Annotated in this window: 26 protein-coding genes; 10 read left to right on the top strand and 16 right to left on the bottom strand. The window is 63.3% G+C overall.

What is annotated here, in order from left to right; translation table 11 throughout:
- Nucleotides 1-3 precede the first annotated feature (3 nt).
- From CTEST_RS04835 to dapE, 4 genes are read right to left on the bottom strand one after another with little or no spacing between them, the layout of a single operon-like run.
- Entirely contained in the window at nucleotides 4-720 is a 717-nt protein-coding gene (locus CTEST_RS04835; protein WP_047252785.1) for a glucosyl-3-phosphoglycerate synthase, read from the bottom strand.
- Entirely contained in the window at nucleotides 717-1,550 is an 834-nt protein-coding gene (gene folP, locus CTEST_RS04830; RefSeq protein ID WP_047252784.1) for a dihydropteroate synthase, read from the bottom strand. The genes CTEST_RS04835 and folP overlap by 4 nt, the downstream gene beginning before the upstream one ends.
- Entirely contained in the window at nucleotides 1,547-2,350 is an 804-nt protein-coding gene (locus CTEST_RS04825) for an LOG family protein (RefSeq protein WP_047252783.1), read from the bottom strand. The genes folP and CTEST_RS04825 overlap by 4 nt, the downstream gene beginning before the upstream one ends.
- Nucleotides 2,351-2,368: 18 nt before the next feature.
- On the bottom strand, nucleotides 2,369-3,460 hold the full coding sequence (dapE, locus tag CTEST_RS04820) for a succinyl-diaminopimelate desuccinylase (protein WP_047252782.1): 1,092 nt from the start codon (nucleotides 3,458-3,460) through the stop codon (nucleotides 2,369-2,371).
- A 65-nt stretch (nucleotides 3,461-3,525) separates the two neighbouring features.
- Between dapE and CTEST_RS04815 the strand changes: the two genes are divergently transcribed.
- Genes CTEST_RS04815 through dapD form a run of 3 tightly spaced genes read left to right on the top strand, consistent with a single transcriptional unit; the run spans nucleotide 3,526 to nucleotide 6,917 of the window.
- The gene (locus tag CTEST_RS04815) at nucleotides 3,526-4,452 is read left to right on the top strand and encodes a DapH/DapD/GlmU-related protein (RefSeq protein WP_047252781.1); all 927 of its coding nucleotides are present in this window, start codon (nucleotides 3,526-3,528) and stop codon (nucleotides 4,450-4,452) included.
- A gap of 48 nt (nucleotides 4,453-4,500) precedes the next feature.
- A complete protein-coding gene (locus tag CTEST_RS04810) occupies nucleotides 4,501-5,946 on the top strand; it encodes an amino acid permease (RefSeq protein WP_083985439.1) in 1,446 nt (481 codons plus the stop codon).
- Nucleotides 5,943-6,917, top strand: coding sequence for a 2,3,4,5-tetrahydropyridine-2,6-dicarboxylate N-succinyltransferase (dapD, locus tag CTEST_RS04805; protein ID WP_047252780.1), 975 nt, complete (start codon nucleotides 5,943-5,945; stop codon nucleotides 6,915-6,917). Before CTEST_RS04810 ends, dapD begins: the two co-directional genes overlap by 4 nt.
- Here the strand turns inward: dapD and CTEST_RS04800 are convergent.
- Nucleotides 6,914-8,551, bottom strand: coding sequence for an HNH endonuclease signature motif containing protein (locus CTEST_RS04800; RefSeq protein ID WP_052844303.1), 1,638 nt, complete (start codon nucleotides 8,549-8,551; stop codon nucleotides 6,914-6,916). The two genes, dapD and CTEST_RS04800, sit on opposite strands and share 4 nt — an antisense overlap.
- Before the next feature lie 271 nt (nucleotides 8,552-8,822).
- Between CTEST_RS04800 and CTEST_RS04795 the strand changes: the two genes are divergently transcribed.
- Nucleotides 8,823-9,041 (top strand): helix-turn-helix transcriptional regulator, encoded by a 219-nt coding sequence (locus CTEST_RS04795; protein ID WP_047252779.1) that lies wholly within the window; start codon nucleotides 8,823-8,825, stop codon nucleotides 9,039-9,041.
- A 1-nt stretch (nucleotide 9,042) separates the two neighbouring features.
- A complete protein-coding gene (locus tag CTEST_RS04790) occupies nucleotides 9,043-9,534 on the top strand; it encodes a hypothetical protein (protein ID WP_047252778.1) in 492 nt (163 codons plus the stop codon).
- Here CTEST_RS04790 and CTEST_RS04785 read toward each other — a convergent pair.
- From CTEST_RS04785 to CTEST_RS04750, 8 genes are read right to left on the bottom strand one after another with little or no spacing between them, the layout of a single operon-like run.
- The gene (locus tag CTEST_RS04785) at nucleotides 9,531-10,109 is read right to left on the bottom strand and encodes a GtrA family protein (RefSeq protein WP_047252777.1); all 579 of its coding nucleotides are present in this window, start codon (nucleotides 10,107-10,109) and stop codon (nucleotides 9,531-9,533) included. The genes CTEST_RS04790 and CTEST_RS04785 overlap by 4 nt on opposite strands.
- A gap of 30 nt (nucleotides 10,110-10,139) precedes the next feature.
- On the bottom strand, nucleotides 10,140-10,976 hold the full coding sequence (locus CTEST_RS13300; protein WP_083985691.1) for a pseudouridine synthase: 837 nt from the start codon (nucleotides 10,974-10,976) through the stop codon (nucleotides 10,140-10,142).
- A gap of 54 nt (nucleotides 10,977-11,030) precedes the next feature.
- Nucleotides 11,031-12,131 carry a succinyldiaminopimelate transaminase gene (gene dapC / locus CTEST_RS04775; RefSeq protein ID WP_047252775.1) on the bottom strand — a complete coding sequence of 367 codons (1,101 nt, stop codon included), beginning with the start codon at nucleotides 12,129-12,131 and terminating at the stop codon, nucleotides 11,031-11,033.
- A 3-nt stretch (nucleotides 12,132-12,134) separates the two neighbouring features.
- The gene (gene fdxA / locus CTEST_RS04770; RefSeq protein ID WP_047252774.1) at nucleotides 12,135-12,458 is read right to left on the bottom strand and encodes a ferredoxin; all 324 of its coding nucleotides are present in this window, start codon (nucleotides 12,456-12,458) and stop codon (nucleotides 12,135-12,137) included.
- A gap of 46 nt (nucleotides 12,459-12,504) precedes the next feature.
- Nucleotides 12,505-12,897 (bottom strand): hypothetical protein, encoded by a 393-nt coding sequence (locus CTEST_RS04765; RefSeq protein WP_047252773.1) that lies wholly within the window; start codon nucleotides 12,895-12,897, stop codon nucleotides 12,505-12,507.
- Nucleotides 12,894-13,784 (bottom strand): N-acetyl-1-D-myo-inositol-2-amino-2-deoxy-alpha-D-glucopyranoside deacetylase, encoded by an 891-nt coding sequence (mshB, locus tag CTEST_RS04760; RefSeq protein ID WP_047252772.1) that lies wholly within the window; start codon nucleotides 13,782-13,784, stop codon nucleotides 12,894-12,896. Before mshB ends, CTEST_RS04765 begins: the two co-directional genes overlap by 4 nt.
- On the bottom strand, nucleotides 13,781-15,370 hold the full coding sequence (locus CTEST_RS04755; RefSeq protein WP_236686143.1) for an ABC transporter family substrate-binding protein: 1,590 nt from the start codon (nucleotides 15,368-15,370) through the stop codon (nucleotides 13,781-13,783). Before CTEST_RS04755 ends, mshB begins: the two co-directional genes overlap by 4 nt.
- Nucleotides 15,371-15,378: 8 nt before the next feature.
- Entirely contained in the window at nucleotides 15,379-16,554 is a 1,176-nt protein-coding gene (locus CTEST_RS04750; RefSeq protein WP_047252771.1) for an MFS transporter, read from the bottom strand.
- Nucleotides 16,555-16,814: 260 nt separating this feature from the next.
- Between CTEST_RS04750 and CTEST_RS13970 the strand changes: the two genes are divergently transcribed.
- A complete protein-coding gene (locus CTEST_RS13970; protein WP_047252770.1) occupies nucleotides 16,815-17,231 on the top strand; it encodes an excalibur calcium-binding domain-containing protein in 417 nt (138 codons plus the stop codon).
- Between the two features lie 16 nt (nucleotides 17,232-17,247).
- Here the strand turns inward: CTEST_RS13970 and CTEST_RS04740 are convergent, their stop codons facing one another.
- Together CTEST_RS04740 and typA are read right to left on the bottom strand one after the other, a co-directional pair.
- Nucleotides 17,248-18,255 (bottom strand): hypothetical protein, encoded by a 1,008-nt coding sequence (locus CTEST_RS04740; protein ID WP_047252769.1) that lies wholly within the window; start codon nucleotides 18,253-18,255, stop codon nucleotides 17,248-17,250.
- 115 nt (nucleotides 18,256-18,370) lie between these two features.
- Nucleotides 18,371-20,281 carry a translational GTPase TypA gene (typA, locus tag CTEST_RS04735; RefSeq protein ID WP_047252768.1) on the bottom strand — a complete coding sequence of 637 codons (1,911 nt, stop codon included), beginning with the start codon at nucleotides 20,279-20,281 and terminating at the stop codon, nucleotides 18,371-18,373.
- Nucleotides 20,282-20,609: 328 nt separating this feature from the next.
- Here typA and CTEST_RS04730 point away from each other — a divergent pair, with 328 nt between their 5' ends.
- The 4 genes from CTEST_RS04730 to arsC all read left to right on the top strand — a co-directional run bounded on the left by CTEST_RS04730 (nucleotide 20,610) and on the right by arsC (nucleotide 22,453).
- Nucleotides 20,610-21,314, top strand: a complete 705-nt coding sequence (locus CTEST_RS04730) for an Rv1157c family protein (protein WP_144413221.1) — start codon at nucleotides 20,610-20,612, stop codon at nucleotides 21,312-21,314.
- A gap of 6 nt (nucleotides 21,315-21,320) precedes the next feature.
- A complete protein-coding gene (locus tag CTEST_RS04725; RefSeq protein WP_047252767.1) occupies nucleotides 21,321-21,860 on the top strand; it encodes a DUF402 domain-containing protein in 540 nt (179 codons plus the stop codon).
- A 68-nt stretch (nucleotides 21,861-21,928) separates the two neighbouring features.
- Complete coding sequence (locus CTEST_RS04720; RefSeq protein ID WP_047252766.1) at nucleotides 21,929-22,108, top strand: hypothetical protein; 180 nt, start codon at nucleotides 21,929-21,931, stop codon at nucleotides 22,106-22,108.
- Between the two features lie 3 nt (nucleotides 22,109-22,111).
- Complete coding sequence (gene arsC / locus CTEST_RS04715; protein WP_047252765.1) at nucleotides 22,112-22,453, top strand: arsenate reductase (glutaredoxin); 342 nt, start codon at nucleotides 22,112-22,114, stop codon at nucleotides 22,451-22,453.
- Nucleotides 22,454-22,508: 55 nt separating this feature from the next.
- On the opposite strand, the gene CTEST_RS04710 is transcribed toward arsC, so the two are convergent.
- Entirely contained in the window at nucleotides 22,509-24,215 is a 1,707-nt protein-coding gene (locus CTEST_RS04710) for an ABC transporter family substrate-binding protein (RefSeq protein WP_047252764.1), read from the bottom strand.
- Nucleotides 24,216-24,219 lie beyond the last annotated feature (4 nt).

Raw genomic sequence — 24,219 nt, 5'->3', positions numbered from 1 at the left:
GTGTTAGAGAATACCCGACAAGGCGGGACGCTTATCGACGCCCGCGCGGTCCAACAATGTCGCCGCCACCACGTCCGCCATCGGAGCCAGCTCCGCCAGCGGTCGGTTGCGGTGGGAGCGCACCCCCAGGTCCACCTGGGTGATGGAGTGGGCGCCGTGAGCGGCGGCGACGTCGATAAGCAAACCGGCCTCGACGCCGTACCCGGCGACGAACTCGAGGTCCCGGGCGGTGCTCGCACGAATGGCATATTCCCCCGCGAGGGGCTGGCAGATGTGGGCGAGCTCGGGGTAGCGCAGGCGCAGCAGGGGCCGGGCCGTGAGTTCGGTGACGCGGCCGCCGCCGGTGGGCTGGCCATCGATGCTGCGCTGATAATCAGCCTTGACGAGGTGGATGCGCTCATCGCGGAAGGGTTCGGTGAGGGCGCGGACCATGCCGGGGCGCGGGTGGAGCAGGTCGGCGTCAATGAATACGATGATGTCTCCGGTCGCGGCCGCAACTCCGCGCCAGAGGGACTCCCCCTTGCCGGGCCGCGGCGGGATCTCGGGCAGAATGTCACGCCAGTTGATCACCGTCGCCCGCTGCGCCTGTTGGGCCGTGCCATCGGTGGAATCAGCATCGATGACGAGGATCTCATCGGGGCCATCTGCGGCGACGGCCTCGACGACCTCCGCGATGGTGGCCTCCTCATTGAGGGCCGGGATGACCACGGAGACCCTCATGCCAGGCCTCGGACGGTGTTCATCGGCGGGAAAGTGCCTTGGATGGCGGCGGTCATGCGCACCACGTCGAGCGTCTCCGCGACCTCGTGGACCCGGAAGGCGGCGACCCCGCGGGCGGCGGCCCAGGCGGTCGCCGCGAGGGTCCCGGCCACGCGCTCCCCCACGGGACGGTCGAGGGTCTCCCCGACAAAGTCCTTGTTGCTCAGCGCCATGAGAACGGGCCATCCCGTGGCCACCAACTCATCGATGCGGCGCAGCAGCTCGAGCCCGTGGAAGGTGTTCTTGCCAAAATCGTGGGTCGGGTCGAGATAGATCTTGTCCTCCGGGACGCCGCAGGCCACGGCCTTCTCGGCGAGGCGCGTGGTCTCGGCGATGACGTCGGCCACTACATCGTCGAAGTGGACGCGGTGGGGGCGGGTGCGGGGAACGACGCCGCCGGTGTGCGAACAGACGTAGCCCACCCGATGCTGCCCGGCGACCTCAACGAGCTCCGGGTCGTGCCCCGCCCACGTGTCATTGACCAGGGTGGCACCGGCCCTAATGGCAGCGTCAGCCACCTCAGCGCGCCAGGTATCCACCGAAATGACGATGTCAGGATGCTGCTTGGCGACGGCCGCGATCGTCGGCACGATCCGGTCCATCTCCTCGCTGGCACTCACCTCAGCCCCCGGCCCAGCCTTGACCCCGCCGATGTCAACGATGCTGGCGCCTTCATCGATCACCTGGGCGCAGCGATCCAGGGCCGCCTGGTCAGCGAAGGTCGCCCCCTGGTCATAAAAAGAATCAGGGGTGCGATTGACAATCGCCATGATGGCGGGCAGCTGGTTCACTCTTCGTTGTCTCGCAGGCGCCCGTCGGTCATGACACGGTGGGCCTCGACGACATGCTCAACGGCCTCATCCACCGAATCGGTGACGAGGAACAAATCGACATCATGCTCAGAGATGAGCCCCTCCGCGAGAAGGCGGCCAGTGATCCACTCCACGAGACCGGACCAGAATTCCGTGCCCAACAGAACGATCGGGAAGTTAGTCACCTTGCCCGTCTGCACCATGCACAGCACCTCAAAGAGCTCGTCGAGGGTGCCGAAACCACCCGGCAAGCAAATGAACGCCTGCGAGTACTTCAAAAACATCGTCTTGCGGACGAAGAAGTACCGAAAGTTCAGACCAATATCGACCCAGTCATTGAGATGCTGCTCATGCGGGAGCTCAATGCCCAAACCAACGGACAGCCCACCGGACTCGCTAGCACCCCGGTTCGCAGCCTCCATGAGGCCCGGGCCGCCACCCGTGATGACGGCATAGTCCGCGGCGACGAGCTTGTCCCCCAGCTCAACCCCCTTCTCATACCAGGGCTGCCCCTCGGGGATGCGGGCAGAACCAAAGACAGTCACGGCTCTGGGCAAATTGGCCAGCGCATCAAACCCGGTGACAAACTCCCCCTGAATGCGCAGGATGCGCCACGGGTCGGCGTGCTGCCAATCGTGGTCGGCACCGAGCTCCAGGAGGCGCTGATCGTAGGTAGAGGACTTGGCGCCATCAGGGGTGTCGGCGCTGTCCGGACGCAAGAGCATAGGACCGCGCAGCAAACGCGCCTTTTGAGAATCCGGGGTGATATTCGGGGCCATGAGAGAACAACCTATCTGTTAAGGGTGAGTGCGCAGGAATCGTTCCAGCTGATCAGCTACCTCAGTCACCTGGGCGACCGGCAGCTGCTCATCAATCTTGTGGGCAAAACTTGGATCCCCCGGGCCAAAATTGACGGCAGGAATCCCCAGCTCAGCAAAGCGCGCCACATCGGTCCAGCCATACTTCGCCGTGACGGTACCCCCGACCGCCTCAATGAGGGCGGCCGCCGCCGGGTGATGCAGACCCGGGAGAGCGCCCAGGGCGAGATCATCGACCTCGAGGGTGAAGTGCTCATCCAGCTGCAGCACCTTAGCCAGATGATCCTGCGCCTGCTGACCATCGCGATCGGGAGCGAAACGGAAATTGACCAACATCTCCGCCTGATCCGGGATGGTGTTCGTGGCGACGAACGACTCCACCTTCACCACATTGATACCCTCCCGATAGACGCATCCATCGATATCAACGATGCGGGGCTCATACTCCGCGATGCGGCCAATAACCTCCCCGAGGCGATGGGCGGCGTTGTCCCCCAGCCAACCACGGGCGGAATGAGCACGCACCCCATGGGCCGTGACCTTCACCCGGAGGGAACCCTGACAACCAGCCTCAATGATCGCCCCCGAAGGCTCACCCAACAACGCCAAGTCCCCCTCAAGCCACTCGGGATCGGACTGGGCCAAGTGCGCCAGCCCATTGAAACGCCCCTCCACCTCTTCGCATTCATAAGCAATAAGGGTGAGATCATGGGCACTGCTGTTGAACAACGTGGCAAAACAATGCAGGTAGACCGCCAAACCCGACTTCATATCGACGGTCCCACACCCAAACATCGTGTCCCCCTCCATGCGGTGGGGCACGTTATCAGCCAGGGGGACGGTGTCCACATGACCGGCGAGGACGACGCGGGAGCGGAGACCGCGATTCGTGCGGGCGGCGACGGTATTGCCGCGGCGGATGACCTCGACGTCGACAAGCTCGTCCACAAGCTCACGGAGCGCAACCTCCACCGCATCCGCGATCTCCTCCTCATGATGAGAAGGGCTCGGTATATCGACCAGCGCAGCGGTCAGGGCAACGGGGTCAGCAGAAAGATCGAGTCGGTGCACCCGATCTAGCGTACCGGCCCACACTGAAGGTGTCCTGAGGGAGTGCGCGACTTAGAATTAGCAGCATGATGACTCAGGGCGCCACCGCGATTGGTATTGCCAACATAGCCATGGACGGCACCATCCTCGATACGTGGTACCCAGAGCCCGAACTTGTCGACGGCACCGGCCTCGTCTCCGGCTCCGAACGCCTCGGGGCACGCGACATCCCCGACAGCCTGCTCAAGCTCGTCCTCCTCGACGAAGACCGCATGGTCGAACAAGTCGCCGTGCGCACCACCATCGCCGACCTCCAGGCCTCGCCTATCGACGCCCACGACGTCTACCTCCGCCTCCACCTCCTCTCCCACCGGCTCGTCCGCCCCCTCGAACTCAACATGGACGGCTCACTGCGGCGCCTATCCACCGTCGTGTGGACCAACAAAGGCCCCTGCACCCCCGGCAACTTCGAATTCGTCCGCACCGCCCTACGCAGCCGCGGACTCATCCACGTCTACGGCATTGAAAAACTACCCCGCATGGTCGATTACGTCGTGCCGACGGGCGTCAACATCGCCGAAGCCGAACGCGTCCGCCTCGGCGCCTACCTCGCCCCCGGCACCCGCGTGCTGCGCGAAGGCTACGTCTCCTTCAACTCCGGCTCACTCGGGGCAGCCCGCATCGAAGGCCGCATGTCCTCCTCCACCGTCATCGGCGAAGGCACCGACGTCGGACTCTCAGCCACCATCCTCGCGCGGCGACGCTCCGACGGACTCCGCGACCCCATCACCCTCGGCGCCAACTGCCGACTGGGCGTCTCCTCCGGCGTCGTCGGACTCACCCTCGGCGACAACTGCACGATCGGCTCCAACATCGTCCTCGAACCGGACACCCAAATTTTCGACGCCGACGCCGGACACCACATCCCCGCCTCCACCCTCAACGGCCGCTCCGGATGGACCGTCCGCATGGAGCTCGGCCACGCAGAACCCGTCCTACGACGCACGTGGTAGGTGCCTGATTGAATCCGCTTGCTGGGGCGGGGACTAGCCTCAGTAACTATGACGACTCAGGAAAACGGTCCGGCTTCGGACACTGGCACGAGCCAGTCCTTGGCTGGTCAGTCCGCTAAAAGCCCAGGAACCCGGCTAGGCACCGGACTCAAGACCCGCCACCTCACCATGATGGGCCTCGGCTCCGCCATCGGCGCCGGCCTATTCCTCGGCACCGGCGTGGGAATTGAAGCGGCAGGTCCGGCCATCCTCCTCGCCTACATCGCCGCCGGCGCCATCGTGGTGCTAGTGATGGAAATGCTCGGAGAGATGGCCGCGGCGCGCCCCTCCTCTGGCTCCTTCTCCACATACGGCAAAAACGCCTTCGGGCACTGGGCCGGATTCACCCTCGGCTGGCTGTACTGGTTCATGCTCATCATGGTCATGGGCGCTGAAATGACCGGCGCCGCCGCCATCCTCGGCGCCTGGTTCGGAGTCGACCCCTGGATCCCGGCCCTCATTGCCGTCGTGTTCTTCGCGGTAGTCAACTTCGCGCGGGTGCGCGGCTTCGGCGAATTCGAGTTCTGGTTCGCGTTTATCAAGGTCGCTGTCATCATCGGCTTCCTCATCATTGGTGTCGGCCTCATTTTCGGCTGGCTTCCGGGCACGACCTTCGTGGGCACGACGAACTTCATCGGCGATCACGGTTTCATGCCCAACGGCTGGTCCGGCATGGCCGCTGGCCTCCTCGCCGTGGCGTTCGCCTTTGGCGGCATCGAGCTAGTGACTATTGCCGCTGCGGAGTCGGAGGACCCACAGTCCTCCATCGCCACCGCTGTGCGGGCGGTTATCTGGCGTATCTCGGTCTTCTACCTGGGCGCCGTGCTTGTCATCACCTTCCTCGTGCCCTACCAGCAGCTTGGCAGCGCCCAAACGGCCGCCGAATCACCCTTCACCGCCGTGCTGTCCCTAGCGAATCTGCCCGGAGTGGTCGGTTTCATGGAAGGCGTCATTGTCCTCGCGCTCCTGTCTGCCTTCAATGCGCAGATTTACGGCACCTCCCGCCTCGTGCACAACCTGGCCGTTGATGGGGATGCTCCTGCTGTTTTTGCCGTCACTAATCGCGAGAATGTGCCGATCAACGCCGTCGTGTTGTCCATGATCTTCGCCTTTGCCTCGGTCGGCCTGCAGTACTGGAACCCCGAAGGTCTGCTCACCTTCCTGCTCAATGCCGTTGGCGGCTGTCTCATTGTCATTTGGATCATGATCACCGCCTCCTATCTCAAGTTGCACCCGGAACTCGAAGCCAACGGGGAGATCTCCACCGTCCGCATGTGGGGTTGGCCGTGGCTCGGGTGGGCCACGATGGTTGCTCTCCTGGGCCTCGTGTCACTCATGGTGTTTGACGCCAACGCTCGCTCCCAAGTCTTCGCCGTTGTGATCGTTGTCGCAGTGCTCGTCGGCCTCTCCGCAATCACGAATTGGTGGCATCGTCGGGTATCGTCTCGTCCATGACTTCAGCCACCGCGCGCGGATTAGCCACCATTACGCACGACGGAACCGTCCTTGACGTCTGGTTCCCCGCCCCTGCCCTGGCGGATGACCCGCTGACCACTGGCACCGAACGCTTGGCGGAAACCCCGCAGCAATTTGCCAATTTGGTCGGCCCCGACGATGACCGGGGGGTCGCGCGAGTCGCGGTCCGTACGTCCATCGCATCGCTTGATGATGCCCCCGTCGATGCCTATGACGTCTACCTCCGCCTCCACCTGCTTTCCCATCGTCTCGTTCGCCCCCACGGGATGAACATGGATGGCGTGTTCGGCCTCCTGGCCAACGTGGTGTGGACCAACTACGGCCCGTGCGAGGTCTCGGACTTTCAGATGGTTCGCGGCCGCCTCAACGCTCATGGCCCGGTGACCGTCTACTCCGTGGATAAATTCCCCCGCATGGTCGACTACGTCGTGCCGGAGGGCGTCCGCATCGCCGACGCTGACCGCGTGCGACTGGGGGCGTTTCTCTCCCCTGGCACGACCGTCATGCATGAGGGTTTCGTGAACTACAACGCTGGCACCTTGGGCACCTCGATGGTGGAAGGCCGCATCTCCGCTGGTGTCGTCGTTGGCGATGGCAGCGACATCGGCGGCGGCGCTTCCATCATGGGAACCCTGTCGGGTGGCGGCAAAGAGATCATTTCCATCGGCGAGCGGTGCCTGCTGGGCGCTAACTCCGGCGTGGGGATTTCGCTTGGCGACGACTGCGTAGTTGAGGCCGGCCTCTACGTCACTGCCGGTACCAAGCTGTTGGTGTTCGGCGCCGTGGCGGAGGCAGTTGGGGTCGATAGCGGCTCCCGAATTAAGGCGGCAGAACTGTCCGGGGTGAAGGGGATCCTGTTCCGCCGTAACTCGATCAACGGCGCAGTCGAAGCAACTCCGCATGCCAAGGCCCAGGGCATCGAGCTCAATTCGGTTCTGCATAGCAACTAAGCAGACTTGGGTGGGTCTGGGTACAGCAACTCATCCCAGATGTCGTCTTCTGTGAGCCCGCCCGAATTGTCGGGTGGGTTTTTCCATGCGTCTACCGCGTCGGCCACAGTGGGATGCAAGGGCATCGGTGGGCCCACGTCTCCCCTTGCTTGATCTTTGCCTTCGGTCTTTTTCCGGGCCCTCAATCTCGCCCCGGCCGAGTGTTCTTGCAATTCGGTGTTATTGAATTGGAGTTGGTGGCTGCCTGCGGGTTTCCAGCCAGCTCTGCCACTTTCTCTATCCCTGGTCATGTGGCCCATGCCTCTGGCACCGTCTCGGTTGTCATTGTTATCGGCGTGGTGGCTCGGACAAACGAGGGTGAGATTTTCCAGGTCCGTCATCCCGCCGTGCACCCAGGCTTGAATGTGGTGGACGTGATTGTAGATGGCAGCTCCGGAGCAGTTTCCGCAGGCGCACAGCCCTTCCAGAGCGAAGAGCGCGAGGCGTTGGTACAGGGTGGCGGTTCGTACCGTCCTTCCCACTGCCAAGGGCTTGCCCGCGGTGTCGTGGAGGATTCCTAGATCGAAGGATGCGGCTCCGAGCTTAAGAATGTCGAATGGGGTCAGCAGATCGCCGGTGTTGGAGAGGAACACTGATTCGGAGCTCATGTTCTCGACATCCTCGGTCGTCATGCTCACTACGACGGAGCCGACTCCTTGGCGGTTGACCTTGCTGTCGTTCGCCAGGTGGCCTTCAAGAATTGCTTGGAGCTGATCGACAGCCCTGACTGATCGTCGGCGCTTGTCTTCCCCTTCAGGAGCCAAGGTGTTCGCTCCGGGCCGCAGACCTGGTGCGAGAGCTGCTTTGAGCATTGCGGCGATTGATGCAGGCAAGGTTGCCGTTAGTCGAACGTTGCCATCGCCGTCCGGCTCCCCCATGGAGAGGTATCGCCGCTTGTAGCCTGCGAATGGGTCTTTGGATCCGTCCGGCCGGCGGGCCGAGGCGTTGGCATTCTTAACCTGTCGACGAAGCCAGATGCGCAGATCCTCTGGGGTTCGTTTGTCAGCTTCCTCCAGCGCTTGTTCGTGGAGGAGGGACTTGCTGGGGCGGGAATGCTCGCCGAGGTTGCGTAGCTCCTGGGAGATGATGCGTTGTTTTTCGTCCGCAACCTCTTGGGCCTTCTTCCGAGCACGTTCCTGAGCCTCACGGTCGCGTTGTTGACGCCGCTCTGCTTCTTTGCGGGCTTCCTCCTGCCGACGCCGATGCTCTTCCTCAGCTTCCGAGTCACCCATATCTTCTGACGGGACGGGAGACACGGGCGAAGAGGGCACTGGCTGAGCTGCTGGCACAGTGAACAGACTCTCACCGCGCGACAAACGGTCAACGGCCTCCCGGTAGGAAATACCCAACGTCTTAGTCAGGTACTCGATGGACCTGGTAGATCCGACGAGCCGGCCGGCATTAGAACGTTCTGCGATCCAGGCAAAGGCGGCGTCAACGGTGGACTTGGAACCGGTGATGGTTTCGAGCTTGATCACGCCGTCTCGTACATCCTCGAAGTCCAGCGAGGAGGGGTCAGACATGGCGGCAGCCAGCTGCGCCAGGGCATCAACGGCCTGGTCAACCAGTGCATCTAGCTGCTGCTTAGTGGACATTTCCCCTCCAATCCGTTCGCTGTGTTCGCTTACATTTTCGATCGTAACAGCACTCGCGGCCGAGTCAAGCCGACAAAGCGAAAAATTGTTCGACTACCCCCAGGTGTGGTAGAACTTTTACTCTATGCACAGTTAAAGCGCCTTGATGTACACTATCTTTTACATCAACCGGAAAGGAACACGTCCTGTGCGATCAGTGCCGCCACCGAGAATCCCCACCTCCACTTAGTAGCCTCATTCGGCAACTCGACCCTCTGAGGAGCTCAACACCATGAGCGATGAAAAGCAGCACAACATGGTCCGCAAATACCGCCGTTGGCATGAGCTAAGCCAAGCGGAACTTGCGGAAAAGGTGGGAGTGTCACGCCAGACCATTGCCAACATTGAGCGGGGCAACTACTCCCCCTCAGTCCACTTGGCGTTGTCCATCTGCAAGGAACTCAAGCACTCCGTCGAAGAGGTCTTCGGCGATGAACAGGAAGGTGCATAACGTGAGCTACAGCTATTCAGACGCCATCATCGATCAGGCGGATGCCTCGGTCGATGACGAATTCGAACGGCAGATGCTGCACAAATCGTCGACGGTCACGGTGAAATGGATGTCGTGGTCGATTTTGCTCACTGCAGCGATGTTGGCATGGGCACTTCGAGGCCCGGACACTCTGTGGACAGTTCTCATCTGTCTCGCACCCCTGGTGGCGACGTGGATCGGCGTAGCGTGGCTCCGGAAATCGGTGCCGACCCCGCGCCCAGTCGCCCTGTCGCGGATCGAGTGGGTCGCCCTCATCTTCATCATTGTCGTGTGGCTGGCGGGCATTGCCGTGAGAGGCTTCGGTTCTTCCCCGTCCTTTACCATTGCCGCTGCAGTAGGGGCGATGATGGGCCTGCTCGCCACGATCTTCCTGGCCTCATACATTCCGACGCGGCAAAGGAGGAAGGATATTCAGCGGCTCAACGAACACGCAGATTCCGAGGAGGATTAGGCCCGAGCGACGGGTTCCTGCTCAACCACAATTTCAAGCTTCTTGCTGGAGCCCCTGAAAGCCCACAACTTGTTGATCATGAAGTTCACCGGCATGGCCACGATGATGGAAATCGCTGAGGCCCAGTAGAACTTGGTCCGAAGGCCAGTCGAATCATCGAAAATGTCGACGGGCAATGTGAGCGGTGACGTCGGGTTCATCAACAGGGTCAGGACGATCTGGCTGACCACGAACGCGCCGATGCCTGTGAGGAGGAAGGGGAAGAAGCCACGCCACCAGCTGCGTCGAGGGTAGCCCCGGAAGGTCCAGCTGCGGTTGAGCTGGTAATTCCAGGTGTTGGCAACGAGGAAGGCAATCGTGGCAAAGACGTGGTACCAGCGAATGTGGAAGCTTGATCCCAGCAAGTTGAGGAACGCATCGTGCTCGGAAATGCCCCAGCCCCAGCCGCTGATCTTCTTGGTTAGGTAGACCACCAGCAGGTTGACTACCGTGCCGGAGCCGCCGACGATCCCGAACATGATGAATTGCCGGAACGTGGTGGAAAACCGTCCGCTCATACCGCTTCGCTCCGCCATGACGGCCCTGCCCTCGCTTCTTACTGGATATTAACCACTCAATCCTACTGGTGGAAGTGGAAAATAACTAAGAAAGGCACGTTGTTCTCCGGAAATTGGGTCCTGGAAGCGGAGCTCTGTCGCACGCAAGTGGAGGGGAGTGGAAAAATCGTACAAGGAAAGGCCCCGGTCAACGGGATAAGTGTCGTCGCCAAGGATCGGGCAGCCGAGGTGATTGAGCACCGCGCGGATCTGATGGGTGTGGCCAGTGAGAGGTTCGACCTCGATGAGGCCATTTCCCAGGGAACGCACCTTAGTCCGCGTGGGCACGCCGTGTCCATCTGGCACGACGTCAACGGCTCGCCGCCCAGGTGTTTTCACCAGGTCAACCCGCACCTCTACCCCACGACCAACGCCACCAGCGCCACCAGCATCACCAGCACAACCATCACCCGCCACCCGCGCGTGATAGATCTTGCGCACCCGCCCGTTCTGGAACAACTGCTGGTACACACTCCGGGTCGCAGCGCGCCGCGAGCAGAGGAGAACTCCGCTGGTTAGTCGGTCGAGGCGGTGGAGGGGAACGATCTCGTCTGAGCCGTAGGCCAGCCGCAGTCGGGTTTGCACGGTTTCCCGGACGATTCGCCCGTTACTCGTCGAGGGCAGGAAGCTGGGCTTGTCTACCACGATGAGATCGGGGTCTTCCCAGAGAATTCGCTGGTGAAAGGGTATGGGAGGCTCGGGCGGGATGTCGGGATGGAACCAGGCGGGTAGGGGGCGCTCGAGCACGGTCCCGGGTACTAGTTTCTCTCCGAAGGCGAAGGGTGAGTCGCCTGCGGAGCCGGCCCACAATTCCGGCGTGGGAGGAACGACGCCGCGCAGAATTATTCGTTGGGGCGAGATGCCTTCCCGCGCCGGGATCGGTGACCGCGAGCCCAAGTGTTAGGCAGCGAGTCGGGCGACGGCGGCGTCGATACGCTCGTCGGTGCCGGTGAGGGCGACGCGGACGTAGTGTTGGCCTGCGGGTCCGTAGAAGTCGCCGGGTGCGACGAGGATGCCGCGGGCGGCGAACCAGTCGACGGTGTCTCGGCAGTCTTCTCCCCTGGTGGCCCACAAGTAGAGTCCGGCGGAGGATTCGGTGACCTCGAAGCCGGCGGAGAGTAGGGCTCGCATGAGTTTCGCTCGCCGCTGGGCGTAGCGGTTTTTCTGTGCTGCTTCTTGGTCGTCGTCGTTGAGGGCGGCGACCATGGCTGCTTGGATCGGTCCGGGAACCATGAGGCCCAAGTGTTTGCGCACGCCGAGGAGTTCGCTGATGAGATCGGTGTCGCCGGCGAGGAATCCTGCGCGGTAGGACGCGAGGTTGGAGGTTTTGGACAGGGAGTGGATGGCGAGGAGGCCGGTGTGGTTGCCGTCGCAGACGCGGGGGTCGAGGATGGAGACGGGTTCTTCGTCCCAGCCGAGCCCGAGGTAGCACTCGTCGGAGGCGACGATGACGCCTCGTTCTTGTGCCCAGGACACTACTTTTCGCAGGTGGTCAACGCCGAGGACTTTACCTGTGGGGTTGGATGGCGAGTTGAGGAACAGCAGCGCGGGTGTTTCCGGCCCTACGGCCAGGAGTGAATCGGCCCGCAACACTCGATTAGCTCCGACTAGGGCGGCTACTTCGTAGGTGGGGTAGGCGACCTCGGGGATGACGACGAGGGAGTCGCGGATGCCCAGCAAGGTGGGTAGCCATGCGATGGCTTCTTTGGTCCCGACGACTGGTAGGACGGAGGACGGGGTCAACCCGGTCATCCCGTAGCGGCGTTTCAGCGACGAAACAATGGCTGCGCGGAGTTCTTCGGTGCCCGCGGTCTGCGGGTATCCGGGTTCGGCGGCGGCGTCCATGAGCGCCAGTTGGATTCCCGGGGCGACCGGGTCGACGGGGGTGCCTACGGAGAGGTTAACTATGCCGTCCGGGTGCTCGGATGCTCGCTGCTTGGCACCTGCGAGCGTGTCCCAGGGGAAGTCGGGCAGGCGGGATCCCAGCGGGGTGCGAGCCACGTTCTACTCCTGGTTCTGCGGCGGGAGGGCGGCGATCATGGGGACGTCGAAGTCCTGCGGGCCGAGCTTGGCGGCGCCGCCTGGGGATCCGAGGTCGTCGAAAAACGCGGCGTTGGCGTCGTTGTAGTCGAGCCATTCGTCGGGGACATCATCTTCGTAGAAGATGGCTTCGACGGGGCAGGCGGGTTCACAGGCTCCGCAGTCGACGCACTCATCGGGGTGGATGTAGAGCATGCGTTTGCCTTCGTAGATGCAGTCCACGGGGCACTCTTCAACACAAGCGCGGTCGAGGACATCGACGCAAGGTTGGGCAATGGTGTATGTCATCTTTTTTGCAAACTCCTGGCTTTAGCGAAAATCTTCCCCTAGTATGTCACTTTCCCCGTATCAGTGGCCAAATACCGCCAGCGATACCGGCGGCGAGCAGGGCGACGCTGCGGATGCTGCTCACCACGAGTTGGTCGCCGGTGACACCGCCGCCGAGCATGAGTCCGATAAATCCCAAGCCCCAGACCATCAAGGGGATCAGGGCGATGGCGGGGGTGGAGGTCCACAGGCGGGCGGTGCGGGTGAGCACCATGTTGAATAGAAACGCCACGATGATGGTGTAGGGGAAGGCTATTTTCGCGCCGCCGGGCAGGGTGATCCATGTGCCCAGGTAGACGATTTCCAGGAGGACGGACACCAGGGCGCCGATGGAGAGCCACAGGAGGCCGAAGCCGGCTTCGCCGCGGGAGAAGTCGGTGCGGATGATGCGTTCGCTCATCCTTGCCACTCGCGATCGAGGCCGTCGAGAAGCTCGGGCCCGCCCGGGGTGCCGGCGGCGAGTTGGTAGTACTCCTGTCGGAGGATGGGCTGGGCTCGCAGGTTCGACAGGGCGAAGACGGGGTCTGGCCCGATTGCCCACGCGGCCTGCGGGTTGGTGTGGGAGACGCGTCCGTCGGCGATCCACACCTGGGTGGCGTGGGCGCGCATGGCTTCGCGCTTGGCGTCGTGGTCGGCGCTGCTGAGTTCTACGACAAAATCATGCTTATCGACGCCCTGGTTCTCCAGGTAGGCCGCATCGGCCCGCGTCCAGCCTTCCGGCACGACATCGATGCGGTCGACGGCGGCCGTGGAGGCCGCCAGGTCGCTGACCGCCCACAGCAGGCGTGGCACCGCCACGCGAGCGGCCGCGGCGTGGGTGATCTCGTGGGCGTGGATGTGGTCGGGGTGCCCGTAGCCGCCGTCGGGGCCGTAGGTGATGACGAGGTGGGGGCGAATGTCGGCGAGGACATCGGCAAGCAGGTCGACGGCGAGGGTGCCGGAGTTGACGAAAGCCCGCGGGTTGGCGTGCGCCGGGCTGCCCACCATGCCGGAATCACGGAAGCGGCCGGCACCGCCGAGGTAGATGCCGCGCACGCCGAGGATGGATAAGGAGGCGGCCAGCTCGGCGGTGCGGAATCCCCCCAGCTGGTCTGATTCGGAGGCGACGAGCCCGGCCCAGGTGGAGCCGATGACCTCGCCTTCTTCACCCAAGGTGCAGGTGACAACGGTGACGTCGGCGCCGCGTCGCGCGAGTTGAAACAGGGCACCGCCGGTGGCGATGGCTTCGTCGTCGGGGTGGGCGTGGACGGCGACCACGCGGTAGCCAATCAGGTCACGGGAGCTCACAGTTTCCTCCAGCTCGGGACCGTCGAGAGCGCGGCGGTCGAAGTCCAATTATTGAGGTTGGGGTCGGGGCCAACGATACCCTCGCCGAGAACCTGCACTCGGGTGTCCCCCAGGAGCGGAATGGTCACGTGTTCGCGCTCGTTGATTCGCTCAAAAACTTCGGAGGCATCTTCGGGCGCGACGATTCCGGACAGCACATCGCGCGCCACCGCATCGCTCTCCGGGGTGCAATAGGCACTGAGGTTGGCGGCTCGGGGCGAGGACGGCGCCTCGGGGCAGAGCCACTCCCCCGCCAGTCCCGTCGCGCTGTTATCGGTGTTTTCCCAGGTGATCACAGCGTCGACTCGTCCACGGGGCAGGAGGATTCCGGTGATCTCCGGCAGATCGGTGGAGATGATCTGCGCCTTGACGCCACGGGCGGCGAGCAACTCGACGATCGCGCGGCCCGCGGCGGCGGAGGCATCATCGCCGACGTTGACACCTAGCCGCAGCGGCTGCTCGGCGGTCAATGACTGCAGCAAAGCGGGAGTAAAGGTGGCATCAGCCGCAGGCTGATGGTCGGGAACGCGCAGGTTGGAGGACCGGCCGGCGGCGATGCGGGCGATGAGGGGGACGTCGATAAGCGAACGCAATTCCTCCCGTGCGGCGACGTCGGCAAGCACGGTCGAGGTGGTGGACAGGCTCAGCTGGAGTTCGCGCTCCAGCTTGACCGTGCGGACTTGGGTGCCGGTCATGATGGAGTACGCGTCGACGGAGGTTTCGGCGGGGAAGGTGTCCAGGAAGCCGATTTGTCCGCTGCGCAGCTGCTCAGCGCCCTGCGTGACGGAACGCACCTCGCGGAAGTTGACCAGGTCGATGCTGGCTGGGTTCTCACCCCAGAAACGATCATTGCGGTTGATCGTGATGATGCCGCGGGAGCGATCGACGCTGCGGATCATGTAGCGCCCGGCCGACGCGGGAATGGTGTCGGCGAGTGCTCGCTCGAAGTCGGAGGCATCGGATTGCAGCAGGTGGCTGGGCAAGAAGGAGGAGAACAGGTCCCGCCATTCGGCGACGGCGGTGGCCAGATCGACGTCGACGGTGCGGCCATCGGCGGACACCCGCATGCCGGTGATGGCGTGGTAGCCAGCCGGATCGACGACGGCGGGGGTATCGCTCATGCCGTGCCACATGTAGCGGAAATCGGCGCCCGTGATCGGCGTACCGTCCGACCACTGGGCACCCGGCGCGATGACGTAGCGCAGCGATTGTGCGACGCCGTCCCGGTCAGCGGGGACCTCCTCCGCCGAGGTGAGGACGTCGGTGTCCATGACGCCATCGCGGAATGCGCTGGGCAGGACGAGGCCAGCCAAGGATTCCACGAAGGAGGAATTATCGGAAATAAGGTGCGGATTGAGCCCGCTGTGCAGCGGGTCCACGCCGATATCGATCACCGCTTCCGCCCGGGAGGGGGTCGGTGCAGCGCTGGAGGTGGCCGAAGGTTCCGGCGTCGGCATCGGTTCCTCCACCGGCGGCGGGCCGGGGTTGGCGACACAGGAGCTCAGCAGCGTCACGCAGGCGACGCTCAGGAGTATTCGGCTTTTCACCCTGCCAATTATGCCTTGGCGGCAGGCGCGGCCCCAGTTCGCAGCGCCGGGGCGAGGAATGCGACGACCGCGCCGATGATGATGAGCAGGCCGAATGCCCACCGCAGGCTCAGGCCCGTCGAGATCGCACCGATGAGGGGGCTGGTGCCCAAAAAGCCCAGGCGCATAAGCCAGCTCACGGCGGTCACGCCCGCACCTTCGGACAGGCCGGGCAGGCGGGCTGCCGCAGCGAAAGCGCTGGGCACGAGGGTGGCGCAGCCGAAGCCGGCGAACGCCAAGCCCACGAAGAGCAACACCGGTCCGGTGGCCAGCACAACGAGGACGCCGCCGATGCCGATGAGCACGCCGCCGTTGCGCGCGACGGCGACGGTGCCGAAGCGGTTGATGAGCATATCGCCGGTGAACCGCCCGATGCACTGCGCCGCCAGCATGACGGTGAATGCCAGACCGGCCGCCTCCAGTGTGCCGCCGGCGAGTTCCACGGAGGCGAGGCCGGACCAGTTGTTGGCCAGGTCCTCGATCATCGTGCCCGACAATGCCACGAGCGCGATGGGGAGCACCACCATGGCCGAGGTCCATACTCGCTTATCGACGCCGCCGGCACTCCCGTCGTCTTCCTTCCTCGACGCCGGCACCGGGCCGGTCAGCCACGTACCCACCAGGGCAAAGAGCATGACGACGCCCGCGACAATCCCCAGGTGGACCCGAATGTCCAGCCCGGCGACGGCCGCGGCGGTACCCGCCGCACCACCGGCCACCGCACCCAGGGACCAAAACGCATGGAGTGAAGAGATGATGGATTTTCCCAGCCGATCCTGGACTCGGACGCCCGCGACGTTTTGCGAGACGTCCACGACCGCATCCATGAGACCAAAGCAGGCGAAAACGACCGCCAACGGCCACGCCGAGGGTATCCAGCCGATTGTCGCGACGAGCAACGCCAGGATGGCCGTACCGTACAAGACCACCTTGCGGGGCCCGAACCGGTTGACGGCCCAGGAGGGCAGCACGGTCGAACCGAGGGAACCGACGGCGACGGCCGCAACGAGCAGACCGAATGCCAGATCGCTCAGGCCCCACTGCGCCTTGATGGTGGGATACCACGGCAAGACGGAGGAAAACACCGCTCCGTTGGTGGCAAACAAAATGCCGACGCCGGCGACACGCCTATACCCTTCGTTCATGCGGCCCATGCTTCCACACCGGCGCACAAAAGACCTCGTCGCGCGGAGACGGCAGCGGAGCGATTGCCCTGCTGAGGCCATTAGTCCCGCCGAGAAAGCGAGTGGACACGTGGGCGGAATCACTGCTCTGCGCAGCCACCTGTGGCGACACGAAACTCACGGGGGTTTCGGGGGTAAGCATCGCGTGGGATTTAGCTGCGAGCCGCCTGGGTAAAGTGCGAGAATTCTCCGGTCTGCTGAATACTCACCAAAGGAAAACAATGCGCCGCCTGCTTATCCTCCCCCTCGCTCTGTCCGCCACGCTCGTCCTCGCTGCCTGCGGCGGCGGAGAAGCCACGCCCGTCACCGAGACGGTCACCTCGGTCAAGGTGTCCACCCAGAAAGTTACGGTCACTGAGTCCGTGGTGGAAGAACCGGAACCGGAAGCTGCGCCCGAACCAGAGCCCGAGCCCGTGGTCGCCCCCGTGGAAGCGCAGGTGAATACCGTCCCGCAGGGCTTCGCCTCCATCCCCGAGCCGGCCCGGGCCGTTGCTCCCGCGCCTGCCCCGGCCCCCGCAGCCGCCTACTACAAGAATTGCTCCGCCGCCCGAGCTGCCGGTGCCGCTCCGGTGTACGCGGGTAGCCCCGGGTACGGTACTCACCTGGACCGCGACGGCGACGGCGTCGGTTGCGAGTAGGCAGCTCCAGCGGCGACTAGTTCGTCATACCCGGATATCCCCTCGGCGTCACCCACACGTGCCCGCCAACGACCCGCCTGCCGGTGAGTTCTGCGGTGCGCAAGGAGGGGATATTCGCCTGGTTGATGTGCCCCCACAGGGTCGGCCGTCCGCCTTCATGGATATCGGGAAGCTTGTCCACCAGCCGCTGCATCGCGGCAGCGGACAACGCATGGCCCTGGAACATCGGGTCAATGCACTTCTCCTCCACCACCCATCCGGTCAGCCCATAGGAGTTCTCGGCGCGCGCGGCGACAATGCCCACGTCCTCCCCCTTCCATCGGACGCTGAACAACAGTCCATCGTCCTGCGCATCCTGCAGCGACTGCTCATCGGAGGGACTCGCCCACCAACTCAGCTCTGGGTGTGACGCTTGAATAGCGTCATAGATGTCCGCTACGCGCGTCGCCGCCACAGCTGGGGAGACCTCGATAAGTTCCACGTCCCCATAGGACTGAACGCGTGGCCTGGCCCGCTGCTCATCGACGGGGGCCGCCACGATATACATGTCCACCGACGCCGAGACCGACGCCCAGACCGCGTTCGAGGAACTATTCACCTCCTCCGCGAAACCGTGCGGATCAGCGACGTAGACACGGAGGCACCGAGGGGAAAAATCTCGGAAGAATGTCAACGGGCCACTTGACGGGTCGATCAATGCCTGGACTCCGGCTGGGGATGGTGGAACCGTGGTGGCAATAATGTCGACGAAGGCGCGGTCGAGATCGCGGTTACGGAAACGCGCGCCAGCTAGCGCCCAGTGCCCATCGCTGAGCGGAACGACCCGGTTTGCCCACAGCAGCACGGACGGGACATCGAGCGGCACGGCGTTATCCAACTGGGTAGCAAACTCCAGGTTGTCTATCCTGCTGAGTTCCTCGGCCAGCCAATCGTTCACGGGACCAGACTGCCCGGCGGCCCACCTGCGAACATCCTCGGAGAGCCATGCGGTCGCTGCCTCAATCATGTGTGTGTCGCCGACCATGGGAACCTTTCTACACCACTACTTCCCCACAACGACGGAAACGCCTGGCGATACGACAAAGCCGCGCCGGGCGGATAAATTTTCCGCCACCAGCGCGGCTGCCGATGTCACTGAGTTACTTGTTCAGCTGCTTCTCGCGGGAACGAGCGCGGGCCCGCTCCGTGGCATTGAGGTTGAGCTTGCGCACGCGAAGGATGTCCGGGGTGACCTCGACGCACTCGTCTTGGCCACAGAACTCCATTGCCTCATCGAGGGAAAGGGTGTGTGCCTTGGCCAGGGTGACGGTGGTGTCGGCGGACGCTGCACGCATGTTGGTGAGCTTCTTTTCCTTGGTGATGTTGACGTCCATGTCCTCATCACGGTTGTTCGCGCCGACGACCATGCCTTCGTATGCCTCGGTGCCCGGCTCCACGAAGAAGGAGCCGCGGTCAGCGAGGTTCTGCAGGGCGTAGGTGGTGATCTGGCCGGAGCGGTCGGCGACGAGGGAGCCTGAGTTACGGCCCTTGATCTCGCCGGCCCACGGGCGCATCTCAATGGCGTAGCTGTTGGCGATGCCGGTGCCACGGGTCTCGGTCATGAACGTGGTGCGGAAACCGATGAGGCCACGGGCCGGAACGTCGAACTCCATGCGCACCCACTCGCCGGCGCCGGTGTCCATGCTCGTCATCTGGCCCTTGCGGGCAGCCATGAGCTGGGTGACAGCGCCCTGGTGCTCACCGGGGACATCGATCACCATGTGCTCGAAGGGCTCGTGGACCGAGCCGTCGATGATCTGGGTAACCACCTGCGGCTTGCCCACGGTCAGCTCGAAGCCTTCGCGGCGCATCGTTTCCACGAGGATGGACAGAGCCATTTCGCCGCGACCCTGAACTTCCCAGGTGTCGGGGCGCTCGGTCGGCAGGACGCGCAGGGACACGTTACCGATGAGCTCGTTGTCCAGGCGGGACTTGAGGACTCGGGCGGTGAGCTTGTCGCCACCACCTCGTCCGGCCAGCGGGGAGGTGTTGACGCCGATGGTCATGGAAATGGCCGGCTCATCCACGGTGATGCGCGGGAGGGCAACCGGGTTCTCGGGATCGGCGAGGGTGTCACCGATCATGATCTCATCAATGCCGGAGATGGCCGCGATGTCACCAGCGATGACCTCATCGGTGGGCTGGCGGGACACGCCGACGGTGCGCAGCAGCTCCGCGATCTTGACGGTCTTGAAGTGCTCGTTGCCCTCGTCGTCGTAGTGGATCCAGGAGACCTGCTGGCCCTTGTGGAGCTTGCCGGCGTGGATACGCACGAGGCCGATGCGGCCCAGGAAGGACGAAGAGTCAAGGTTGGTGACGTGAGCCTGCAGCGGGGCGTCAAGCTCAGCGGAGGGCTCCGGGAGGACCTCGTAGATAACGTCGAAGAGGGCCTGGAGGTTGTCGGCCTCGGGGGCGTTGCCGTCACCGGGGTTCTCGGTGGAGGCCTTGCCCTCACGGCCGGAGGCGTACAGCACTGGCAGATCGAGGAGGGACTCGGCGGCCTGAGCGGCTTCCGGGTCCTCGAGGTTGGCGGCCAGCTCGAGCAGGAGGTCCTGGGAATCGCTGACCACTTCTTCGATGCGGGCATCGGGGCGGTCGGTCTTATTCACGAGGATGATGACGGGCATCTTGGCGGCCAGCGCCTTGCCCAGCACGAAGCGGGTCTGCGGGAGCGGGCCCTCAGAGGCATCAACAAGAAGAACGACGCCGTCGACCATGGACAGCGCGCGCTCGACCTCGCCACCGAAGTCGGCGTGGCCCGGGGTGTCAATGACGTTAATGATGAGGTCATTGCCGTCCTTGCCCTGGCCCTTGCGGCGGATGGCCGTGTTCTTGGCCAGGATGGTGATGCCCTTTTCGCGTTCCAGATCTCCGGAGTCCATGACGCGGTCGGTGACTTCGCCGTGATCGCCGAAAACGCCGGACTGCTCCAGCATGGCGTTAACGAGGGTGGTCTTGCCGTGGTCAACGTGCGCGACGATGGCGACGTTACGGAACTCAGGGTGGGACACGAGTGGGCTGCTCCTAGCGGATGTTGATCGGGCCCGTCGAGGCCGCGAAGGTGAACAGCCCATAAGACTACTCGCGATTGGCCATAGCTGCACTATCGGAGACCTGGGAGTGTGACCAAGTCATCTCGCCGGTCACCTCAGCGGTCTCTTGGGCCTTTGCCCTTGGCCCGTCAGATCTTTAGAGTCGGGGGACACGCAAGTGTAACGAAATGGTCTCGAAGCACGACAGAACTAAATAGTTAAGCGAAATGGCTTGACTGTGGGAAACAAGTGAATATTGTTGTGCAATGAAACTACTGTTAAAGATGTGACTTCGGAAAGGTCCTCTGTGGGATCACCCATCCGCTCGGCAAAGCGCGCCGGCCGCCTCTCGGCGATCGTCGCCACCACCGCAGCATCAGCGATCGCCCTCACCGGCGTACTGGTGCCGTCGGTCGCTTCGGCGTCGTCGCTGCCGCAAGGCCCACTCGACGAGCTGGGCCGCCCGACGCCGCAGGTTGCCCAGCAGGTCCGTGATTTCGCTAACCACCCGTGGTTGCCCAAGGAGATCTCCAACGCCGTCCTTTCCGCCCTCGCCTTCTACTCGGGAGCTGATGGCGGTACGGAAGGCGGAGTTCCGCTCCCCGTCGGGGGCCCAGGGTTCACCCAGTTCATCTGGCCCACCGTGTCGGGCAAGTGCATCGATGGCAGCTTGGACGCCGTCGGATCGGCCATCGCCGTTCCCGGCCCCACCACCATTCCGGCGCCCGGAGCAGCCGAAGGGCAAACGGCCTTCCTTTTCACCGCGTTGGGCACCTCCCCCGCCGCCTCCCATCAGGGCGAGTTGTTCGTGCACTGGTTCAATCTCACGAATCTGCGCCACGGCATCACTTCCCTGGAGAACAACGGCATCAACCCCGAGGGCCCGGCTACCGTCTCCGGCACTGCTGATACGGGCGCGGGCACGGTTGTCGCCGTCGTGTCCGGAAATGTGCACACCGAGTCCAACTCTTGCAGCTTCATCCCCACGGCCGCGATCATCGATGCGAGGTAATTAGACGTGACCACTGATCTTCACCCCGTCAAGCAGGAGACGTTTCATACCTCCGATCGAGTGAACATCGATCCGAAGGGTCACCAGCGTGCGGTTGATACGTTCCAGGTCACCGATTTTGGCCTGTACATGGCCCGCGGCGCTAACCACCCGAAGTTTGGCTACTTGGAATCGTGGCTGCTGCCTAAGCTTGGCCTGCGCGCTAATATCTTCCACTTCCGCGAGGGCGTTGAGCAGCGCCAGGATTTCTACTTTGATGTCGCTGATATCGACGTCGACGGGGCTGTGTGGTCTACCCGCGACCTGTATGTTGATCTCATTTCCGTCACGGGTGAGCCGATTGATGTCCAAGATATCGATGAGCTCGCCGCTGCCACCTCTGCTGGCCTCATCACGGCCGAGGACGCTGAGCGCGCCATCGACACAACCCTGACGGCCGTCGAGGGCATTACTCGCCACCAGGATGATGCCATGGAGTGGCTGCGCACCTTGGGCATTGAGCTCACGTGGGCAGATTCGGTGAACCTCGCCCCCGCAGAAGCTTAAACGTTGTGACGCCAAACACTTTCGCAGGGTAGATTTTAAGGTATATATCCCCCTCGAAAGGAGCTGTCATGACTGATCACAACAACAGCGATGAGAAGAAACTGCTTTGGGAGTTCCCCGAAGACAAGCCTTTCACGCACAATCACCCCGAGAACATCGGCAAATCTTCCGAAGAGCTGCGCGATGAGTTGCCGGAGGAATGGGGCCAGGAGTCCTTCCCGGCCAGCGATCCGCCGGCGAACTACTAGGTTATGGCGACAATTTTCCATAACCCTCGCTGCTCTAAGTCGAGGCAAGCTCTCGCCTACTTGCGGGAGCGCGGCGTCGAGCCGGAGGTGGTCTCCTACCTGGATGCACCGCCGAGCGTCGATAAGCTCACAGAGCTTCTCGACGCCGCCGGGCTCAGCCCGCACGACGCCATCCGCGTGCGTGAGGCGGAGTATCGCGAGCTTGGCTTGAGCCAGGACTCCCCTGACGGGGAGTTGCTGGCTGCCATGGTCGCCCATCCCCGCCTGATCGAAAGGCCCATCGTGGTGACGGAGAAGGGCGTGCGGATCGCCCGCCCCACCGAGATCCTCGACGAGATTCTTTAAGAAAAGCACTGAGGCCCTGCCCATTATGGGCAGGGCCTCTCATGCTGGAGTGGGACTACTTCTCCCAGCCGATATCCTCCACGGGGATTTCGGCGAAGGACATGGCTCCGTAGTTGGCCAGCCCCGGCTTCACGGCGACGATCTCCGGGCCGTTGGCGTACGGCATGATGCCGAAGGTGCCCATGGCCTCCTGCTCGAGCACGTTGGCGCGAGCGATCTGCTCATCGGGATCGGAGATGCGCTGCAGCTCGCGGATCTTGGTGTCAAGCTCCGGGGTACCGGTACCGGACAGGTTCAGCTCCGAGTCGGACAGGTAGACCTGACCGAAGTAGGCGACGCCGAACGGGTCACCGGAGCGGAAGCCCATGAGGAAGATGTCGAAGTCTCGCTGGCTGGTCACCTGGGAGAACTCGGACGACGGGCGCTCCTGGATCTGCACATCGACGCCGACGTTTTTGAGCATCGCCTGGATCGCGCCAGCCGTGGCCTGGACCATCGGGCTTTCACCGGTGATGACGTAGCGCAGGGTCAGGGGCTGGCCATCCTTCTCGCGGATACCATTGGCACCCTCGGTCCAGCCGGCCTCGTCCAGCAGGGTCTTAGCCCGATCAGCGTCGAAGCTGAGGACCTCACCGAAGTTGTTCTCGTAGCCCTCCTGGGTCTGGAACAGCGCGAAGGAACCCGGGAGATCCTCGGTGTAGTCGAGACCATTGAAACGGATGGCAGCAATCTGCTCGCGGTCGACGGCCGTCATGACGGCCTCGCGCACCTTGATGTCTTCCAGCATCGGCGACTTGCTGTTGACAGTCATGAGGTAGTTGGCCGGCAGCAACGCGGTGCGGATATCGAGCTTGTCGCCCATTTCCTTCGCAGTGGCCAAGCGGTCCTTCGTAGCCACACCGGAGGCGTCGATCTCGCCCGCGCGGAGGGCGTTGAGGCTGGCCTGATCCTCCATCTGTCGGTAGACAATCTTGTCCAGCTTGCCGGTATCGCCCCACCAGTTTTCATTCTGGACAAAGCTGATCTCGCCCGTGTTGAAATTGACGTTCTCCACCTTGTAGGGGCCAGCTCCCCACTCCGGGCGCACCTGGCCGAGGTAGCCGGTGTTGTAGAGGTCGGGAGTGTTAACGGCGTTGTGCAGCAGGAAGCCGAACAGGCCCTGCCACCAGGCATAAGACCCGTCGAAGGTAACCACGGCCTGCTTGTCATTCTCGCCGCGCTCGACGGACTTGATCAGCTCATAGCCATCCGTAGAAGAGACGTTGAGCTCCTCGTTCTCGCCGTTAGAGAATTTCCAGGTGTGCTCGAAGGTGGTCCAGTCAATCGGGGTGCCATCGTTGAAGGTAGCGTCCGGGTGAATGGTGTAGGTGAGGACAGTGTTGCCATCGACGACCTCGTCCTTGACATCGGTGAGGTAGTCCGGATTGGCGTGCCAGGTGCCGTCGCCATCAAACAGTGAGACCTGCGGGTTGTACCACTTCCACACATTCTTGGTGTAGAGGTTGCCGTCCGCCTGCCAGGTGTTCTGCTGCTGGCTGAGTTCCGCCAGCGGCAAGGTGAGGGTGCCGCCGTCTTGGAGTGCGTCACGCTCCTGGATGTTGTAGTCGCCCGAGGCGCTGACGCTGTGGGCGTCAATCGCCTCCGAACCAGCCGAACCTCCGCTGGTCGAGTCTGAAGAGCCGCCGCCAGAACCACAGGCAGCCAAAGTGAGCGCGCTGACAGAGAGGGTGGCGATGGTGAGAGTACGGATACGTGATCGCATGAGC

Source organism: Corynebacterium testudinoris, from assembly GCF_001021045.1.
GTDB lineage: Bacteria > Actinomycetota > Actinomycetes > Mycobacteriales > Mycobacteriaceae > Corynebacterium > Corynebacterium testudinoris.
The sequence above is the reverse complement of the archived record's forward strand: the minus strand, read 5'-3'. Positions and strand labels throughout refer to the sequence as shown.

Bases quoted from the DNA above. Each gene is read 5' to 3' on its own strand.
- CTEST_RS04835 (WP_047252785.1), bottom strand. From the start codon at position 720: ATGAGGGTCTCCGTGGTCATCCCGGCCCTCAATGAGGAGGCCACCATC.
- CTEST_RS04825 (WP_047252783.1), bottom strand. From the start codon at position 2,350: ATGGCCCCGAATATCACCCCGGATTCTCAAAAGGCGCGTTTGCTGCGC.
- CTEST_RS04815 (WP_047252781.1), top strand. From the start codon at position 3,526: ATGATGACTCAGGGCGCCACCGCGATTGGTATTGCCAACATAGCCATG.
- CTEST_RS04810 (WP_083985439.1), top strand. From the start codon at position 4,501: ATGACGACTCAGGAAAACGGTCCGGCTTCGGACACTGGCACGAGCCAG.
- dapD (WP_047252780.1), top strand. From the start codon at position 5,943: ATGACTTCAGCCACCGCGCGCGGATTAGCCACCATTACGCACGACGGA.
- CTEST_RS04800 (WP_052844303.1), bottom strand. From the start codon at position 8,551: ATGTCCACTAAGCAGCAGCTAGATGCACTGGTTGACCAGGCCGTTGAT.
- CTEST_RS04795 (WP_047252779.1), top strand. From the start codon at position 8,823: ATGAGCGATGAAAAGCAGCACAACATGGTCCGCAAATACCGCCGTTGG.
- CTEST_RS04785 (WP_047252777.1), bottom strand. From the start codon at position 10,109: ATGGCGGAGCGAAGCGGTATGAGCGGACGGTTTTCCACCACGTTCCGG.
- fdxA (WP_047252774.1), bottom strand. From the start codon at position 12,458: ATGACATACACCATTGCCCAACCTTGCGTCGATGTCCTCGACCGCGCT.
- CTEST_RS04765 (WP_047252773.1), bottom strand. From the start codon at position 12,897: ATGAGCGAACGCATCATCCGCACCGACTTCTCCCGCGGCGAAGCCGGC.
- CTEST_RS04750 (WP_047252771.1), bottom strand. From the start codon at position 16,554: ATGAACGAAGGGTATAGGCGTGTCGCCGGCGTCGGCATTTTGTTTGCC.
- CTEST_RS13970 (WP_047252770.1), top strand. From the start codon at position 16,815: ATGCGCCGCCTGCTTATCCTCCCCCTCGCTCTGTCCGCCACGCTCGTC.
- CTEST_RS04740 (WP_047252769.1), bottom strand. From the start codon at position 18,255: ATGGTCGGCGACACACACATGATTGAGGCAGCGACCGCATGGCTCTCC.
- CTEST_RS04720 (WP_047252766.1), top strand. From the start codon at position 21,929: ATGACTGATCACAACAACAGCGATGAGAAGAAACTGCTTTGGGAGTTC.
- arsC (WP_047252765.1), top strand. From the start codon at position 22,112: ATGGCGACAATTTTCCATAACCCTCGCTGCTCTAAGTCGAGGCAAGCT.
- CTEST_RS04710 (WP_047252764.1), bottom strand. From the start codon at position 24,215: ATGCGATCACGTATCCGTACTCTCACCATCGCCACCCTCTCTGTCAGC.